Raw genomic sequence first — 17,145 nt, 5'->3', positions numbered from 1 at the left:
TTCAGGAACTCCAGCACCAGGGCGGAAGGGCACCGCGCATGCACGGCACGGTCGACGGATTCGGCTACGGACTGGTCACCCCGTTGGTGGCCTACCTCATGGCCTGCCTCGGCGGCGCCCTCGGCCTGCGCTGCACGGCCAGATCCGCGCTCGTCGCGCGCGCGTGGCGCCCCGCGTGGCTCGCCCTGGGTTCGGCGGCGATCGGGTCGGGCATCTGGAGCATGCACTTCATCGCCATGACCGGCTTCTCCGTCGCGGGCGCCCCGATCAGCTACGACCGCCCCCTGACGTACTCCGGCCTCGGCGTCGCCGTCGTCATGGTGGGCGTCGGGATCTTCATCGTCGGCTACCGGGGCGCGACCGGCACCGCCCTGTTCACCGGAGGCACGATCACCGGGCTGGGCATCGCGTCCATGCACTACCTCGGCATGGCCGGGATGCGCCTCGACGCCACGTTCACCTACAACACGCTCACCGTGGCCCTCTCCGTGGCCATAGCGATGACCGCCGCCACGGCCGCCCTGTGGGCCGCGGGCCGGGTCCGCGGCCTCCGGTGGAGCGTCGGCGCGGCACTCGTCATGGGCGTGGCCGTGACCGGCATGCACTACACGGGCATGGCCGCCCTCAGCGTCCACACCCATCTCGCGGCCCCCGCCGCGACCGCCGTCGACGCGCCGGAGTCCGGCCTGCTGGTGCCCATGCTGATCGGCCCGCTGGTCTTCCTGGCCCTCGCCGCGGCCGTCGTGGTCCACGAACCGCTCCTGGTCACCGGCGACCCGTACCGCGTCCCCGCCCCTCCCCGACCCGGCGTCCCGGCCCCCCACCGCACCCACGGGCATCTCCGCGACACGGACGGTCACCCGCACGGTCCCGGCGGCGGCGCGCGACTGCGCACCCGCCCCGGCACGGCGGCTCAGCCCGCGGCCAGGACTCCGCAGAACCGCTGATCAGAGCCACCGGACCCGCCGAACGGCTCCCGTTGTCAGTGGCGGGTCGTACCGTGGGGGACATGCGGCCCGTTTCCCACATCGAACGCACGGTGGCGCCTTTCGAGGTCGTCAGCCCCTACCAGCCCAGCGGCGACCAGCCGGCGGCCATCGCCGACCTGGCCAGGCGCGTCGGGGCCGGCGAGAAGGACGTCGTCCTCCTGGGCGCGACCGGCACCGGAAAGTCCGCCACCACCGCGTGGATGATCGAGAAGCTCCAGCGCCCCACCCTCGTGATGGCGCCGAACAAGACGCTGGCCGCCCAGCTGGCGAACGAGTTCCGGGAGCTCCTCCCGAACAACGCCGTCGAGTACTTCGTCTCGTACTACGACTACTACCAGCCCGAGGCCTACGTCCCGCAGTCGGACACCTACATCGAGAAGGACTCCTCGATCAACGAGGAGGTGGAGCGGCTGCGTCACTCCGCGACCAACTCCCTTCTGACCCGCCGCGACGTCGTCGTGGTCGCCTCGGTGTCCTGCATCTACGGCCTCGGCACCCCCCAGGAGTACGTGGACCGCATGGTCCCGCTCAAGGTCGGCGAGGAGATCGACCGCGACCAGCTGCTGCGCCGCTTCGTCGACATTCAGTACACGCGCAACGACATGGCCTTCACCCGCGGCACCTTCCGCGTCCGCGGCGACACCATCGAGATCTTCCCGGTCTACGAGGAGCTGGCCGTCCGTATCGAGATGTTCGGCGACGAGATCGAGGCCCTGTCCACGCTGCACCCGCTCACCGGCGAGATCATCAGCGACGACGACCACCTCTACGTCTTCCCGGCCTCCCACTACGTCGCCGGTCCCGAGCGCCTTGAGCGCGCCGTCAACGACATCGAGAAGGAACTGGGCGAGCGCCTCGCCGACCTGGAGAAGCAGGGCAAGCTCCTGGAGGCCCAGCGGCTGCGCATGCGCACCACCTACGACATCGAGATGCTCCGCCAGATCGGCTCCTGCTCCGGCGTGGAGAACTACTCGATGCACTTCGACGGCCGCAGCCCCGGCTCCCCGCCGAACACGCTCCTCGACTACTTCCCGGACGACTTCCTGCTCGTCATCGACGAGTCGCACAACACCGTCCCGCAGATCGGCGCCATGTATGAGGGCGACGCCTCCCGCAAGCGCACCCTCGTCGACCACGGCTTCCGCCTGCCCTCCGCCCTGGACAACCGTCCCCTCAAGTGGGAGGAGTTCCAGGAGCGCATCGGACAGACCGTCTACCTGTCGGCCACCCCCGGCAAGTACGAGCTGTCGCGCGCGGACGGCGTCGTCGAGCAGATCATCCGCCCCACCGGCCTCATCGACCCCGAGGTCGTCGTCAAGCCCACCGAGGGCCAGATCGACGACCTGGTGCACGAGATCCGCGCCCGCACCGAGAAGGACGAGCGCGTCCTGGTCACCACCCTCACCAAGAAGATGGCCGAGGACCTCACCGACTACTTCCTCGAACTCGGCATCCAGGTCCGCTATCTGCACAGCGACGTCGACACCCTCCGCCGGATCGAGCTGCTGCGCGAACTGCGCGCCGGGGAGTTCGACGTCCTGGTCGGCATCAACCTCCTCCGGGAGGGCCTCGACCTGCCCGAGGTGTCCCTGGTCGCCATCCTCGACGCCGACAAGGAGGGCTTCCTGCGCTCCGGGACCTCCCTCATCCAGACCATCGGCCGCGCCGCGCGCAACGTCTCCGGACAGGTCCACATGTACGCCGACAAGATCACACCGGCGATGGAGCGCGCGATCGAGGAGACCAACCGCCGCCGCGAGAAGCAGATCGCCTACAACACCGCCCGAGGCATCGACCCCCAGCCGCTGCGCAAGAAGATCAACGACATCGTGGCGCAGATCGCGCGCGAGGAGGTCGACACCGAGCAGCTTCTCGGCACCGGCTACCGCGCCAAGAAGGACGGCCGCGGCACCAAGGCACCCGTGCCCTCCCTCGGCGACAAGGCGCTCAAGGGCGCCAAGGGGGCCCAGGGCGCCAAGTCCGCCCGGGGGAAGGCCAAGGAGACGGTGCCCACGGACCGTCCCGCGGCCGAGCTGGCCGAACAGATCGAGGAGATGACCCAGCGGATGCGCGCCGCCGCCGCCGACCTCCAGTTCGAGGTCGCGGCCCGGATCCGCGACGAGGTCTCCGAGATGAAGAAGGAACTCCGCCAGATGAAGGAGGCCGGTCTGGCCTGACGGACCCGCCCCACCCGGCCACCGTACGCACTGTGTTGCAAGAACGACACAAAGTCCGGTCCGAGGTGGGGCACTGTCAGTGCCCTTGCGTAGGGTTTTCGACAACCGCGGGGACCGCGGCAACAGGGGACAGTCCGAGAGGGGAATCAGCGCGTGACCGTCAACATGACCAAGGGTCAGGCCATCAGTCTGCAGAAGAACGACGGAGGCAGCCTGACCGCGGTGCGCATGGGTCTCGGCTGGCAGGCGGCCCCCCGGCGCGGCCTGTTCGGCTCCCGCACCCGCGAGATCGACCTCGACGCCTCCGCCGTCCTGTTCGCCGACAAGCAGCCGGTCGACGTCGTCTTCTTCCGCCACCTGGTGAGCGACGACGGCTCCGTCCGGCACACGGGCGACAACCTCGTCGGCGGTGTCGGCCAGGGCGGCGACGACGAGGCCATCCTCGTCGACCTGTCGCGGGTGCCGGTCCACATCGACCAGATCGTCTTCACCGTCAACTCCTTCACCGGCCAGAGCTTCCAGGAGGTGCAGAACGCGTTCTGCCGCCTGGTCGACGAGACCAACGGCCAGGAGCTGGCCCGCTACACGCTGGCCGGTGGCGGCGCCTACACCGCGCAGATCATGGCCAAGGTGCACCGCGTCGGCGCGGGCTGGAACATGACGGCCCTCGGCACCCCGGCCAACGGCCGCACCTTCCAGGACCTGATGCCCGCGATCCTGCCGGCGCTCTAGGGCGTACACGGCCCAGGACCTCTCTTCCGGATCCTGCCGTCCGTCGCGGGTTCCGGCCAAACGGCACCGCATCTCGCGGCGGACCGGATCCGAAAGAAAGGCCCTGGCCCGGCAGGCGGGGACGGGCCGACCGGACACCGACCGGTCGGCCCACCAGAACACGACACGCGACACAGGGGGACGAACGGCGATGACGGCCGAGCTGGTGCGGGGGCAGAACCACCCGCTTTCCGAGGTGCGCCTGGAGATCAGGATCTCGGCCGGCACGCCGGTCGTGGCCGCGGCCACCCTGAGCGACGAGAACGGCAGGATCAACGGCGTCGAATGGGTCGCCCACCCGGGCGCGCCCGTCCAGCCCGGCCTGGAGGTCTCCCGGCAGGCCGCCGCCGACCACCGCCTCGCGGTGGACCTCGGCGCGGTGGCGGACACCGTGCACCGGGTCAGCGTCCTGCTTGCCCTGCCCGTCCGCGCGGGCGGCCCCGTCAGTTTCGCGTCCCTCGCGGCCCCCTTCGTCGCGGTCACCGGCCTCGACGGCACCGAACTCGTCAGCTACACGATCACCGACCTGGCTGCCGAATCGGCGGTGGTCGCCCTGGAGCTGTACCGGCGCCAGGGCGCCTGGAAGGTCCGCGCCGTCGGCCAGGGCTACGCGGGCGGTCTCGCCGACCTCCTGGCCGACCAAGGCCTGCCCGAGGCCCAGCCGCTCGCGGCCACCGTCCAGTCGGCCGTGGCCGAAAGCCTCGCCCGCTCCCTGCCCGCCCCGCCGCCCCGCGCGGCCGACGGCGACCGTTCCCGCCAGACGGCAGGCTCCGCCGCCGCTCCCGACCAGAACGCCTCCCCGTACGGCACCCAGGGCGCCCCGCACCCGTACGCGGGAACGCAGGGCGGCCACACCGCCCAGGGGCCCGGCGCCCAGGTCCACGGCACCCATGGGGCCGCGGCCCCCACCCCGCAACCGGCCCCTGAGCCCGTGGCGGGGTTCCCGACCGGCTCCGGTGCGGGCGACACGGGCACCACCCAGCCAGGCACCCCGGTCGCGTCGGCCCCCGGCGGTGGGCCCGTCGACTACAGCCATCCGCGGCGCCGGGCCACCCCTCCGCCGCCTCCGCCCACCGCCCCGCCGACCGAGCCCGGTCAGCCCGCCCGCCCGGTCGCGGGCGACGCCACCGGCTGGTCGATGGAGGAGCGGCTGTACAACCAGGTCTGGGGCATGTTCGAGGACCTGGCGCGTACCACGGCCGCGTACCGCAGCGCCGTCGACTTCGCGGACACCCGGATGGAGAAGGAACTCGACTCCGTCCTGTCCGACCCGCGCAGCCGGATCGGCGGCCAGGCGGACGCCGCGCGCGAGGCGGCCCGTGGCAAGCACAGCGCGCTCGTCGACCAGGCCCGTCAGGTCCTGGACCGTGACCTCGTCCAGCTCGTCGCCGAGGCCGAGGTCGTCGAGCCCGCGCTGCCCCCGGCCTACGCCCGCTGGGACAACCCGGTCTGGCAGGCCTACCGCGTCCCCATGGAGATGCCCATGGCCGTGCGCCTCGGCGAACTCCACCTGCCCGAGAGCGACCGGCTGCGCATCCCCATGCTGATGCGCCTGCCGCTGGAGCGCGGCCTGTGGATCGACAGCGGCCGCAGCGGGTCGTCCGACGGTTCCTTCCTCGACTCCCACGAACTGCGCCGCCTCGCCCTGGACGCGGCGGTCGCGCACACGGCCCGCCTGCTGGCCGTGCATCCGGCGGGCGAGTTCACCGTCCATGTCGTCGACCCCGCCGGGTCCGGCGCCCAGGCCCTCGCCCCGCTGGTGCACAGCGGTGTGCTCGCCGCACCGCCCGCCGCGGGCGCCGCCGGAGTGGCGGAGGTGCTGCGTCGGCTCACCGAGCGCGTGGACCTCGTCCAGATGGCGGTGCGCGCCGGAGCCGCAGACTCGCTGCCCCCGGGATTCGACACCGCCCAGCAGCTCCTGGTGGTCAACGACTTCCCGCACGGCTTCGACGACCGGGCGGTGACCCAGCTGCGCTACCTGGCCGACGAGGGCCCGGCGGTGGGGGTCCACCTGATGATGGTCGCGGACCGCGAGGACGCCTCCGGTTACGGTCCGTTGCTGGACCCGCTCTGGCGCGGGCTGATGCGGCTCACCCCGGCACCCGACGACCACCTCGCCGACCCCTGGGTCGGGCACGCCTGGACGTACGAGCCGACCCCCGTCCCGCCCGGCAGCCAGGTCATCCAGCAGGTCCTCGCCCAGGTAGCCGCAGCCCGCCGTTCATGGTGACCCGGCCCCGCCCGGCCCCCCTCTCCGTGGCCTGACCACGTATCTACGCATGGCCTCTGACCTGCATATTTGATCTTTCTTTTGGCAATCACTTTACCTTCTCTTGGTGATTGGGGTACTGTTTTTCCTACGGAGGGGAGTACTCCCTGTCTGCTGCGGCGTACCCGTCAATACGGATCAGGCCTGATCCCGGGGCGTCGGCCCGTGTGGCCCCACGCGTGTGTTGCGCGCAGGGCCCGGGGTGGAAGAGACCTCCGGCAGCGCGACGACGCTGAGTACCCTGCCGTTACGTACTGCCGGAGGCGCAGTGGATGTTTCCGTGACCCTGTGGGTCCTGACGATCGTGGGCCTTGCCGCCCTCATCGCGGTCGACTTCTTCATCGGCCGCAAGCCGCACGACGTGTCCATCAAGGAAGCCGGGATCTGGACGATCGTCTGGATCGTCCTCGCCGCCCTGTTCGGGATCGGCCTGCTGCTCTTCAGCGGCGGACAGCCGGCGGGCGAGTTCTTCGCGGGCTACATCACCGAGAAGTCGCTCAGCGTCGACAACCTCTTCGTCTTCGTCCTGATCATGGCGAAGTTCGCCGTCCCGTCGCAGTACCAGCAGCGGGTCCTGCTCATCGGTGTGCTCGTCGCCCTGGTGCTGCGGGCGATCTTCATCGCGGCGGGCGCCGCGATCCTCGCCAGCTTCTCCTGGGTGTTCTACCTGTTCGGCGCCTTCCTCATCTGGACCGCCTGGAAGCTCATCCAGGAGGCCCGCGCCGACGAGGAGGACGAGGAGTTCGAGGAGAACAAGCTCCTCAAGGCGGCCGAGCGCCGCTTCGGCGTGGCCGACCGCTACCACGGCACCAAGCTGTGGATCGAGGAGAACGGCAAGCGGGTCATGACCCCGATGCTGGTCGTGATGCTCGCCATCGGCACCACCGACGTGCTGTTCGCCCTCGACTCCATCCCCGCGATCTTCGGCCTGACCCAGGACCCGTACATCGTGTTCACGGCCAACGCGTTCGCGCTGATGGGTCTGCGCCAGCTGTACTTCCTCATCGGCGGCCTGCTGAGGAAGCTGGTCCACCTGAGCTACGGCCTGTCGATCATCCTGGGCTTCATCGGAGTCAAGCTGGTCCTCCACGCGCTGCACGAGTCCGGGGTCCATGTCCCGGAGATCAGCATCCCGGTCTCGCTGGGCGTGATCTGCTCCGTCCTGATCGTCACCACGATCACCAGCCTCCGGGCCTCCAAGAAGAAGGCCGAGGCAGAGCGCATCGAGGCCGAGCGGTCCGGAGGCGGCGACGCCTCGAAGAACAGCGTCGACGTCTGACGCTCCGACGCGAACGGGCCTGTGGGGGACGAGACACCTCGTCCCCCACAGGCCCGTGACCGTCTGCGGCGCTCCCCGTCAGGCGCCGACGTACCGGGCCAGGTGCTCCCCGGTCAGGGTGGAACGGTCGGCGACCAGGTCGGCGGGCGTGCCCTCGAAGACGATGCGGCCGCCGTCGTGTCCGGCGCCGGGCCCCAGGTCGATGATCCAGTCGGCGTGCGCCATCACCGCCTGGTGATGCTCCACGACGATCACCGACTTCCCCGAGTCGACCAGCCGGTCCAGCAGCCCCAGTAACTGCTCCACGTCCGCGAGATGCAGACCCGCGGTCGGCTCGTCGAGGACGTAGACACCGCCCTTCTCCGCCATGTGCGTCGCCAGCTTCAGCCGCTGCCGCTCACCGCCGGACAGCGTGGTCAGCGGCTGCCCCAGACTGAGATAGCCGAGCCCGACGTCCACGAGGCGGCCCAGCACGCGGTGCGCGGCTGGTGTACGGGCCTCGCCCTCGCCGAAGAACGCCTCGGCCTCGGTCACCGACATCGCGAGCACCTCGCTGATGTCCCGGCCGCCGAGCCGGTACTCCAGCACCGACGCCTGGAACCGCTTCCCCTCGCAGTCCTCGCAGGTGGCGCTGACCCCAGCCATCATCCCCAAGTCGGTGAAGATCACCCCGGCGCCGTTGCAGGTGGGGCAGGCGCCCTCCGAGTTGGCGCTGAACAGGGCGGGCTTCACCCCGTTGGCGGTGGCGAAGGCCTTGCGGATCGGGTCCAGCAGCCCGGTGTACGTCGCCGGATTGCTCCGCCGGGAGCCGCGGATCGCGCTCTGGTCGACCGACACCACGTTCTCCCCGGCCGGGACCGACCCGTGCACGAGCGAACTCTTGCCCGACCCGGCGACCCCGGTGACCACGCACAGCACCGCGAGCGGAACATCGACGTCGACGTCGCGCAGGTTGTGGGTGGCGGCACCGCGGATCTCCAGGGCGCCCTTCGGCTCGCGCACCGACTCCTTCAGCCGCGCCCGGTCGTCGAAGTGCCGTCCCGTGACGGTCCCCGCCTTCCGCAGCCCGTCCACGGTGCCCTCGAAACAGACACGGCCGCCGCCCGTACCGGCACCGGGACCGAGGTCCACGATGTGGTCGGCGATCGCGATCGTCTCCGGCTTGTGCTCCACGACCAGCACCGTGTTGCCCTTGTCGCGCAGCCGCAGCAGCAGGTCGTTCATCCGCTGGATGTCGTGCGGGTGCAGCCCGATGGTCGGCTCGTCGAAGACGTACGTCGTGTCGGTGAGCGAGGAGCCCAGGTGGCGGATCATCTTCACGCGCTGCGCCTCACCGCCCGACAGCGTGCCCGACGGCCGGTCCAGCGACAGATAGCCGAGCCCGATCTCCACGAACGAGTCCAGGGTCTCGCCGAGCGCCTTCAACAGGGGAGCCACCGACGGCTCGTCCAGTGCGCGCACCCATTCCGCCAGGTCGCGGATCTCCATGGCGCAGGCGTCGGCGATGCTCACCTTCCCGATCCTCGACGACCGCGCACCCTCGCTGAGCCGCGTGCCCTCGCACTCGGGGCAGGTGGTGAAGGTGACCGCACGCTCCACGAAGGCCCGGATGTGCGGCTGCATCGCTTCCTTGTCCTTCGACAGGAACGACTTCTGGATCTTCGGGATCAGCCCCTCGTAGGTGAGGTTGACGCCGTCGACCTTCACCTTCGTCGCCTCGCGGTAGAGGAAGTCCTGCATCTCCTTCTTGGTGTACTTCCGGATCGGCTTGTCGGGGTCGACGAAGCCCGACTCGGCGTAGACCCGCACGGTCCAGAAACTGTCCGACTTCCAGCCCGGAATGGTGAACGCGCCCTCGGAGAGGGACTTCGAGTCGTCGTACAGCTGGGTGAGGTCGATGTCGGAGACCGAGCCGCGGCCCTCGCAGCGCGGGCACATGCCGCCGGTGCGGTTGAAGGTGGCCTTCACGGCCTTCTTCGCGCCGCGCTCGACGGTGATCGCGCCGCTCGCCCGCACCGAGGGCACGTTGAAGGCGTACGCGCTCGGCGGGCCGATGTGCGGGTCGCCGAGACGGCTGAAGAGGATGCGCAGCATCGCGTTGGCGTCGGTGGCGGTGCCGACCGTGGACCGGGGGTCGGCGCCCATGCGCTGCTGGTCCACGATGATCGCCGTGGTCAGCCCGTCGAGGACGTCGACCTCAGGCCGGGCCAGCGTCGGCATGAAGCCCTGGACGAACGCGCTGTACGTCTCGTTGATCAGCCGCTGGGACTCGGCGGCGATCGTGTCGAACACCAGCGAGCTCTTGCCCGACCCCGAGACCCCGGTGAACACCGTCAGGCGGCGCTTCGGGATCCCGATGCTGACGTCCTTGAGGTTGTTCTCGCGCGCCCCGTGCACGCGGATCAGGTCATGGCTGTCGGCGACGTGCGGAGCGGGCGACGGCGCGGCCGTCCTCCTGGTCGTGCTCATCGTGTCTCCATCGTTCGAGATCGCGAGTACCGGGGTCAGCGCTTCTCCTGGATGCGGAGCAGATTGCCCGCGGGGTCACGGAAGGCGCAGTCGCGTACACCGTACGGCTGGTCGGTGGGTTCCTGGACGACTTCCGCACCGGCGCCCGCCACCCGCTCGAAGGTGCCGTCCACGTCGGCGCTGGCCAGCAGGAGACTGCCGTAGGTGCCTTTGGCCATCATCTCGACGATGGTGCGGCGCTCGTCCTCGGTGATGCCGGGGTCGACGCCCGGCGGGTGCAGCACGATCGACGTGCCGGGCTGGCCGACCGGGCCGACGGTGATCCAGCGCAGGCCCTGGTAGCCGACGTCGTTGCGGACCTCGAAGCCGAGGGTGTCGCGGTAGAAGGAGAGGGCGGCCTCGGGGTCGTCCTGCGGGAGGAAGCTGGCGTGAATGCTGATGTCCATGGACGTCACGCTAGGGGCGGCCCGCCGGGGGGTGCTTCTCGATTCCTGACCGGTCGGGTCACCTGCTTCGCCACGCACGACGGGATGCCCGCGGTGGTCCGGGCCGTCGTCTCCGCGGCCTCCTGCCGGTAGACGCTCGGCGGCACGCCCACCAGTTCGGTGAAGCGGGTGCTGAAGGTGCCCAGCGAGGAGCACCCGACGGCGAAGCACACCTCGGTGACGCTCAGATCGCCCCGCCGCAGCAGCGCCATCGCCCGCTCGATGCGCCGCGTCATCAGGTAGGAGTACGGCGACTCGCCGTACGCCCGCCGGAACGCGCGGCTGAGGTGCCCCGCCGACATGTGCACCCCGCGCGCGAGCGCCTCCACGTCCAGCGGCTGCGCGTACTCCCGGTCGATCCTGTCGCGTACACGCCGCAGCAGGACGAGGTCACGCACCTGCTGCGCGCCTACCGGTCTGCTGGTCACACCCGAAATCGTACGGGGTGTCCCGCGCCGCCCGAAGGTTTTCCACAGGCCCCGTACGCCTGCGCGGACCGCCCGTCCTTCTCGCGCGAAGCCGGAGTGCGGAGCCCGCGGCCCTCTGCGACGATCACTGCATGATCGCTCGGCTGAGGTGGCTCGGTGCCCGCTGGACGTCCCTCGTGCCGGTGCTCGCGATCGTCCTGCTCGTCCTGACCTGGGGCCGCCACCTTCCCGGCGTGCTGGTCGGCGTGGTCACCCTGGTCCTCGCCGGGGCCGTCCTCGCGGCGGTGCACCATGCCGAGGTCGTCGCGCACCGCGTGGGCGAGCCCTTCGGCTCACTGGTGCTGGCCGTCGCCGTGACCATCATCGAGGTCGCGCTGATCGTCACGCTGATGGTCGACAGCGGCGACAAGAGCGCGACGCTCGCCCGGGACACCGTCTTCGCCGCCGTGATGATCACCTGCAACGGCATCGTCGGCATCTGCCTGCTCGTCGCCTCCCTGCGGCACGGCACGGCCCGCTTCAACCCGGAGGGCACCGGCGCCGCACTGGCGACCGTGGCGACCCTCGCCACCCTCAGCCTGGTGCTGCCGACCTTCACGACCAGCAAGCCGGGCCGGGAGTTCTCCAGCGTCCAGCTCACCTTCGCGGCCGTGTCGTCCCTGATCCTCTACGGCCTCTTCGTCGCGACCCAGACCGTCCGGCACCGCGACTACTTCCTCCCTGTCACCCGCCAGGGCCACGCAATCACGGTCGACGACCACGCCGACGCCCCGTCCGCGCGGACCGCGCTGATCAGCCTCGGTCTGCTCGGGCTCGCCCTGATCGGCGTGGTCGGCCTGGCCAAGGGGGTCTCCCCGACGATCGAGGACGGCGTGGAGGCGGCCGGACTCCACCATGCCGTGGTCGGTGTGATCATCGCCCTGCTGGTGCTGCTCCCCGAGACGATCGCCGCGCTGCGGGCCGCCCGCCGCGACCGCGTGCAGACCAGCCTCAACCTTGCGCTCGGGTCCGCGATGGCCAGCATCGGCCTGACCATCCCGGCGGTCGCCCTGGCCTCCGTCTGGCTCTCCGGGCCGCTGGTCCTCGGCCTCGACTCCGTCCACATGGTGCTCCTGGCGCTCACCGTCGTGGTGAGTTCGCTGACCGTGGTGCCGGGGCGGGCGACCCTGCTCCAAGGCGGGGTGCACCTGGTGCTCTTCGCCGCGTATCTGGAGCTGGCCGTCAACCCGTAGCCACGCGTCACCGCCCGCTGAAGCTCAGCCCATCGTGGCCCCCTGTCTGTCCGGGGCGTCCTGGTCAGCGGCCGTCGACGGCACCGGGATCGACGCCGCCGCCCGCTCCGGCCGGGTCTCCGGCAGCAGCGCGAAGCAGGTCAGGCTGAGCAGCGCGATGCCGGTCAGGTAGGCGCCCACGCCCCAGGGCACGCGCCCCGAGTGCTCCGCCAGCGCCGTCGCCACGAGCGGCGTGACCGCGCCGCCCAGGACACCGCCCAGGTTGTAGCCGACGGCCGCTCCCGTGCAGCGCACGCGTGGCTCGTACAGCTCCGGCAGATAGGCGGCGATCACGGCGAACATGGTGACGAACGCGATCAGCGCGCCCAGGAACCCCAGGAAGATCAGCGGCGGCGACCCCGTGCCGAGCAGCGCGACCGTGGGGAACATCCACAGGGCCGCCGCGGCGCACCCGGCCAGGCACAGCGGCCGTCGCCCGAAGCGGTCCCCGAGCACAGCCGCGAGCGGCGTCAGCGCACCCATCACCAGGACGGCGGCCATGACGCAGCTCAGCATCACCGTACGGCTCACCCCGAGCCGTTCCGTCGCGTACGCGAGCGACCAGGTCGTCACCGTGTAGAAGATCGCGTACCCGGCCGCGAGGGCGCCCGCCGTGAGCAGGACGAGCCGTCCGTGGACGCGGATCACCTCGACCAGTGGCACGCGCGCGCGGTCCTCGATCTCCAGGAAGCGCGGGCTCTCGGGGAGCGACGAGCGCAGCCACAGCCCGAGCAGCGCCAGCACCCCGGCCGCCCAGAACGGCACCCGCCAGCCCCACGCGGCGAACTGCGCGTCGCTCAGCGTGGCCGACAGGGCCAGCACCACCCCGTTGGCCAGCACGAAACCCACCGACGGGCCCACCTGCGGGAAGCTCGACCAGAGCCCCCGCCGGTGCGCGGGCGCGTGCTCGGCCGTCAGCAGGACCGCCCCGCCCCACTCCCCGCCGAGCCCCAGCCCCTGGACGAACCGCAGCACGAGCAGGGCCAGCGGAGCCGCCACCCCGATCGAGCCGTACGTCGGCAGGCAGCCGACGGCGACCGTCGCCGCGCCGGTCACCAGCAGCGACACCACCAGGACCGGGCGGCGGCCGTGCCGGTCACCGACATGCCCGAAGAGCACCGACCCCAGCGGCCGGGCCACGAACCCCACGCCGAACGTCGCGAACGCCGCCAGCGTCCCCGCCAGCGGCGAGAACGTCGGGAAGAACAGCGGGCCCAGGACGAGCGCGGCGGCAGTCCCGTAGACGAAGAAGTCGTAGAACTCGATGGCCGTCCCGGCGAGCGAGGCGGCCGCGAGCCTCGGCATGGAGGGCGCTCTCACGGTCTGTACATCATGCATACCGGGTCAACTACCCACAGTGACCATGCGTCACGGGGGCGCACGGTGGTGCACGGAGGGCTCAGGGGTCACGGCGATCTGGTCGTCGCCGCCGATGGACGTGACGACGGCTTTGACGTCCGGATCGGCGGAGGCGGCACGGAGGTCGTCGGCCCACTCCCGGGGCGTCACGGCCATCCTGCGGGTCGTCGGATACGCGACCGGCACGAGCCCGAACTCCTCGCGCGGCCGGGCCAGCCCGAATTCGTAGGCAGGGGCGACAGTTCCAGCAGGCCGCCGGACCGCGACACGACGGCGACGCGGTCGCCGGGCGAGGGCTCGGACGGATAGACGGGCGAGCGCTTCGACGGAGGGACGGGCGTGGTCATGCCATGGCCCTAGGGGGCCGGTTCCGGCGGCCTCACCGTGATAGACCGGGTCCGAGCAGCGGTTCCCGACGGGCCGCGACCCGCCGAACGCACCGGAGAAACCGTGCCCCGCACCCTGGCCCACGCCCCGATCATGATCCTCAACGGCCCCAACCTGAACCTCCTGGGACAGCGCCAGCCCGAGATCTACGGGTCCGACACCCTCGCCGACGTCGAGCGGCTCTGCGTCGAGGCCGCGGGCGCGCACGGCGGCACCGTCGACTTCCGCCAGTCCAACCACGAGGGCGAACTCGTCGACTGGATCCAGGAGGCACGGCTCGGCCACTGCGGCATCGTGATCAACCCCGGCGCCTACTCGCACACGTCGGTCGCGATCCTGGACGCCCTCAACGCGTGCGACGGACTGCCGGTGCTGGAGGTGCACATCTCCAACATCCACCGGCGCGAGTCCTTCCGGCACCACTCCTACGTCTCGCTGCGCGCCGACGGCGTCATCGCGGGCTGCGGGGTGCAGGGCTATGTGTTCGCCGTGGAGCGGGTCGCCGCGCTGGCGGGGGAGAGGCGGGCCGACACCTGAGCGTGCGGCGCGCGCGTGGGGCGCGGCTGCACGCGCGCGTGGAGCGCGGCTTTGACCGGGGTCCGGGCGATCGCCCCTCGTCCCTGTCGCGGCGCGCCCCGCCTCCGGAGTCGGCCGGACTCCGCTCCTAGAGCCGGCCGGACTCCACGATCCGGCGGAGGAAGCGCCGCGTCCGCTCCTGGCGGGGCGCGCCGAACACCTCCTCGGCGGTGCCGCGTTCCAGCACGACGCCACCGTCCAGGAAGCACACCTGGTCGGCGACCTCGCGCGCGAAGCCCATCTCATGGGTCGCGAGCACCATCGTCATGCCGTCGTCCTTGAGATCCCGGACGACGTTCAGGACCTCGCCCACAAGCTCCGGGTCGAGGGCCGCGGTGATCTCGTCGAGCAGCAGCAGGCGCGGGCGTACCGCCAGGGCACGCACGATGGCCACCCGCTGCTGCTGGCCCCCGCTGAGCCGGTCCGGGTACTCACCCGCCTTCCCGCCCAGCCCCAGCCGCTCCAGCAACTCCCGGGCGTACCCTTCGGCCTCCGCGCGCGCGACGCGGTGGACCCGGCGCGGGGCGAGCGTGATGTTCTCCAGCACGGTCATGTGCGGGAACAGGTTGTACGACTGGAAGACCACGCTGATCCGGCGCCGCACCGCGTCCGGGTCGGCCCGCGGGTCGGTGATCTCCTCGCCGTCCAGCCAGATCGCCCCGTCGTCGATCTCCTCCAGCAGGTTGGCGCAGCGCAGCAGCGTCGACTTGCCGGAACCGGACGCCCCGATCAGCGCCGTCACCGTGTGCGGGGCGACCTCCAGGTCGACGTCCCGCAGGACCACCGTCTCGCCGAACGTCTTGCGGACCGCCTCCATACGCAGCACGGGCCCGGCGGCGGCCGGTGCGGACGCCTCGGGCGCGTCGCTCATGTCGTTCCCCCTTGGGCCCGCTGACGGTCCATGCGGGCCGTCACCCAGTCGGTGAACCGGGTCATCGGGATGGTCAGCGCCACGAAGAGCAGACCCGCGACGATGTACGGCGTGTAGTTGAGGCTGCGGCCCACGATGATGTCCGCCGCGCGCACGGCGTCGATGGCCCCGCCGATCGACACCAGCCCGGTGTCCTTCTGGAGCGACACCAGGTCGTTGAGCAGCGGCGGGACCTGGCGGCGTACGGCCTGGGGCAGCACGACGTGGCGCAGGGCCTGCCGGTTGGACAGGCCCAGCGAGCGGGCCGCCGCGCGCTGCGAGGGGTGCACGGACTCGATGCCCGCGCGGAACACCTCGGCCACGTACGCCGAGTACGTCAGCGTCAGCGCCGTCCCGCCGAGCAGCACGGGGTCGACCGTGACGCCTTGGAGGCGCAGCGCGGGCACACCCAGGACGACGATCATCAAGTTGATGATGAGCGGCAGTCCGCGGAAGAAGTCCGTATAGGCGGCTGCCAGGAACCGCAGCGGGAAGAACACCGGGCCGCGCAGCGTGCGCGCGACGGCGATCAGCATGCCGAGCACCAGCACGGCCGCACCGCAGACGAGCAGCAGCCGGACGTTCAGCCAGAGGCCCTCCAGGACCTTCGGGAACGCCTCACGCGCGTACCGTCCGTCGAAGAACGTCTCCTTGGTGCGCTCCCAGCCGGGCGCGCTGACGACGAGCAGGTACAGCGCGGCGGCGGTGACGAGGGTGGAGACCGCGGCGATCGCCGTCGCGCGCCGCGCGCGCGTGCGACGGTGCCGCTCGCGCTCCAGCCGCCGCGCCGAGGGCACGTAGGGGTCGCGTGGGGCGCCCTCGTCGCCCCGCGGCATGTCTCCGTCGTCGTCCGGGCCCTGCGGGCCGGACTCCTCCTTGGCGAGGGTCACTTCAGCACCGGTGCGTCGACCGCGTCGGAGAGCCACTGCTGCTCGATCTTGGCCAGGGTGCCGTCCGCGCGGAGCGCGTCCACGGCGTCGGAGACGCACGTGGTGAGCGCGCTGCCCTTGTCGAGGACCAGGCCGAACTGCTCGGGCGTGCCGCCCTGGTTCTCGAACTGGCCGACGATCGTGCCGTCCGTGATCTCGGCCCCGGTGATGTAGAAGGCGGTCGGGAGGTCGACGACGATGGCGTCGACCTGACCGTTCTTGAGCGCGGACTTGGCCTGGTCGTTCTTGGCGTAGACGGCCGCCGCCGTGGTGGGCTTCACCAGGTCGTCGATGTAGTCCAGGCTGGTGGTGCCGACCTGGGCGCCCAGCTTGAGGCCCTTGAGGTCCGCGAGGCTCGTGGCCTTCGCCGCCTTGCCGCCCTTGAGCGCGATGACGGCCTGGCGCACGTCGTAATAGCCCGACGAGAAGTCCACGGCCTGCTTGCGCTCGTCGCTGATCGACACCTGGTTGATGTCGAAGTCGAACGTCTTCTCGCCGGGCGCGAAGGCCTTGTTGAAGGGCACGCTCTGCCAGACGACGGCCGCCTTGTCGTAGCCGAGCCGCTCCGCCACGGCGTACGCCACCGCCGACTCGAAGCCCTGCCCGTTGGCGGGCTTGTCGTCCTTGAACCACGGCTCGTAGGCGGGCTGGTCGGTGGCGATCGTCAGCTTGCCGGACGTCTCGGTGGCCAACTTGCCCGGCGCACACGCGTCGGCGCCCGAACCGGACGGCTTGGCGGCCGCCTTCTCGTCCTGCTGCGGGGCGCAGCCGACGGCGGTGGCGAGCAGGGCGACGGTGACGCCGGCGACAGCGCGGCGCAGGACACGAGGTGCAGGACGCATGGCG

Annotated in this window: 14 protein-coding genes and 1 pseudogene; 7 read left to right on the top strand and 8 right to left on the bottom strand. The window is 71.2% G+C overall.

Translation table 11 applies throughout. The annotated features are described in order from the left end of the window. Positions 1-38: 38 nt before the first annotated feature. From ACIQPQ_RS29770 to ACIQPQ_RS29750, 5 genes are all read left to right on the top strand, one after another. A complete protein-coding gene (locus ACIQPQ_RS29770; protein ID WP_401309751.1) occupies positions 39-947 on the top strand; it encodes an MHYT domain-containing protein in 909 nt (302 codons plus the stop codon). 62 nt (positions 948-1,009) lie between these two features. Then, positions 1,010-3,166, top strand: coding sequence for an excinuclease ABC subunit UvrB (uvrB, locus tag ACIQPQ_RS29765; RefSeq protein ID WP_401309748.1), 2,157 nt, complete (start codon positions 1,010-1,012; stop codon positions 3,164-3,166). Positions 3,167-3,319: 153 nt separating this feature from the next. Next, entirely contained in the window at positions 3,320-3,898 is a 579-nt protein-coding gene (locus ACIQPQ_RS29760; RefSeq protein WP_383772396.1) for a TerD family protein, read from the top strand. Between the two features lie 190 nt (positions 3,899-4,088). Further along, positions 4,089-6,167 carry a TerD family protein gene (locus ACIQPQ_RS29755; protein WP_401309745.1) on the top strand — a complete coding sequence of 693 codons (2,079 nt, stop codon included), beginning with the start codon at positions 4,089-4,091 and terminating at the stop codon, positions 6,165-6,167. A 307-nt stretch (positions 6,168-6,474) separates the two neighbouring features. Beyond that, positions 6,475-7,485 (top strand): TerC family protein, encoded by a 1,011-nt coding sequence (locus tag ACIQPQ_RS29750; protein ID WP_401309742.1) that lies wholly within the window; start codon positions 6,475-6,477, stop codon positions 7,483-7,485. Positions 7,486-7,563: 78 nt separating this feature from the next. On the opposite strand, the gene ACIQPQ_RS29745 is transcribed toward ACIQPQ_RS29750, so the two are convergent. From ACIQPQ_RS29745 to ACIQPQ_RS29735, 3 genes are read right to left on the bottom strand one after another with little or no spacing between them, the layout of a single operon-like run. Continuing rightward, a complete protein-coding gene (locus tag ACIQPQ_RS29745; protein ID WP_401309739.1) occupies positions 7,564-9,954 on the bottom strand; it encodes an ATP-binding cassette domain-containing protein in 2,391 nt (796 codons plus the stop codon). Between the two features lie 35 nt (positions 9,955-9,989). Further along, positions 9,990-10,400: a VOC family protein gene (locus ACIQPQ_RS29740; protein WP_383772388.1), complete on the bottom strand. Its 411-nt coding sequence runs from the start codon at positions 10,398-10,400 to the stop codon at positions 9,990-9,992. Positions 10,401-10,405: 5 nt separating this feature from the next. Then, positions 10,406-10,867: a helix-turn-helix transcriptional regulator gene (locus ACIQPQ_RS29735; RefSeq protein WP_401309736.1), complete on the bottom strand. Its 462-nt coding sequence runs from the start codon at positions 10,865-10,867 to the stop codon at positions 10,406-10,408. 131 nt (positions 10,868-10,998) lie between these two features. Here ACIQPQ_RS29735 and ACIQPQ_RS29730 point away from each other — a divergent pair, with 131 nt between their 5' ends. Further along, positions 10,999-12,099: a calcium:proton antiporter gene (locus ACIQPQ_RS29730; RefSeq protein ID WP_401309733.1), complete on the top strand. Its 1,101-nt coding sequence runs from the start codon at positions 10,999-11,001 to the stop codon at positions 12,097-12,099. A 24-nt stretch (positions 12,100-12,123) separates the two neighbouring features. Here ACIQPQ_RS29730 and ACIQPQ_RS29725 read toward each other — a convergent pair whose 3' ends face one another. Then, positions 12,124-13,443: an MFS transporter gene (locus ACIQPQ_RS29725; protein ID WP_401309730.1), complete on the bottom strand. Its 1,320-nt coding sequence runs from the start codon at positions 13,441-13,443 to the stop codon at positions 12,124-12,126. 96 nt (positions 13,444-13,539) lie between these two features. Next, positions 13,540-13,844 (bottom strand): annotated as a pseudogene (locus tag ACIQPQ_RS29720) (LD-carboxypeptidase); the annotation flags it as partial. A 103-nt stretch (positions 13,845-13,947) separates the two neighbouring features. Here ACIQPQ_RS29720 and aroQ point away from each other — a divergent pair. Further along, positions 13,948-14,421, top strand: coding sequence for a type II 3-dehydroquinate dehydratase (gene aroQ / locus ACIQPQ_RS29715; protein WP_383772380.1), 474 nt, complete (start codon positions 13,948-13,950; stop codon positions 14,419-14,421). A 127-nt stretch (positions 14,422-14,548) separates the two neighbouring features. Here aroQ and ACIQPQ_RS29710 read toward each other — a convergent pair whose 3' ends face one another. From ACIQPQ_RS29710 to ACIQPQ_RS29700, 3 genes are read right to left on the bottom strand one after another with little or no spacing between them, the layout of a single operon-like run. After that, positions 14,549-15,331 carry an amino acid ABC transporter ATP-binding protein gene (locus ACIQPQ_RS29710; protein ID WP_401309726.1) on the bottom strand — a complete coding sequence of 261 codons (783 nt, stop codon included), beginning with the start codon at positions 15,329-15,331 and terminating at the stop codon, positions 14,549-14,551. After that, positions 15,328-16,260: an amino acid ABC transporter permease gene (locus tag ACIQPQ_RS29705; RefSeq protein ID WP_401309723.1), complete on the bottom strand. Its 933-nt coding sequence runs from the start codon at positions 16,258-16,260 to the stop codon at positions 15,328-15,330. Before ACIQPQ_RS29705 ends, ACIQPQ_RS29710 begins: the two co-directional genes overlap by 4 nt. Beyond that, the gene (locus tag ACIQPQ_RS29700) at positions 16,257-17,141 is read right to left on the bottom strand and encodes an ABC transporter substrate-binding protein (RefSeq protein ID WP_401309720.1); all 885 of its coding nucleotides are present in this window, start codon (positions 17,139-17,141) and stop codon (positions 16,257-16,259) included. Before ACIQPQ_RS29700 ends, ACIQPQ_RS29705 begins: the two co-directional genes overlap by 4 nt. Between the last annotated feature and the right edge of the window lie 4 nt (positions 17,142-17,145).

Source organism: Streptomyces sp. NPDC091281, from assembly GCF_044757425.1.
GTDB lineage: Bacteria > Actinomycetota > Actinomycetes > Streptomycetales > Streptomycetaceae > Streptomyces.
This window is presented reverse-complemented; position numbering and strand designations above follow the sequence as displayed.

What these genes read in the sequence shown, in the direction of transcription:
- ACIQPQ_RS29770 (WP_401309751.1), top strand. Translation starts at nt 39, where the DNA reads ATGCACGGCACGGTCGACGGATTCGGCTACGGACTGGTCACCCCGTTG.
- uvrB (WP_401309748.1), top strand. Translation starts at nt 1,010, where the DNA reads ATGCGGCCCGTTTCCCACATCGAACGCACGGTGGCGCCTTTCGAGGTC.
- ACIQPQ_RS29755 (WP_401309745.1), top strand. Translation starts at nt 4,089, where the DNA reads ATGACGGCCGAGCTGGTGCGGGGGCAGAACCACCCGCTTTCCGAGGTG.
- ACIQPQ_RS29745 (WP_401309739.1), bottom strand. Translation starts at nt 9,954, where the DNA reads ATGAGCACGACCAGGAGGACGGCCGCGCCGTCGCCCGCTCCGCACGTC.
- ACIQPQ_RS29740 (WP_383772388.1), bottom strand. Translation starts at nt 10,400, where the DNA reads ATGGACATCAGCATTCACGCCAGCTTCCTCCCGCAGGACGACCCCGAG.
- ACIQPQ_RS29730 (WP_401309733.1), top strand. Translation starts at nt 10,999, where the DNA reads ATGATCGCTCGGCTGAGGTGGCTCGGTGCCCGCTGGACGTCCCTCGTG.
- ACIQPQ_RS29725 (WP_401309730.1), bottom strand. Translation starts at nt 13,443, where the DNA reads ATGCCGAGGCTCGCGGCCGCCTCGCTCGCCGGGACGGCCATCGAGTTC.
- ACIQPQ_RS29710 (WP_401309726.1), bottom strand. Translation starts at nt 15,331, where the DNA reads ATGAGCGACGCGCCCGAGGCGTCCGCACCGGCCGCCGCCGGGCCCGTG.
- ACIQPQ_RS29700 (WP_401309720.1), bottom strand. Translation starts at nt 17,141, where the DNA reads ATGCGTCCTGCACCTCGTGTCCTGCGCCGCGCTGTCGCCGGCGTCACC.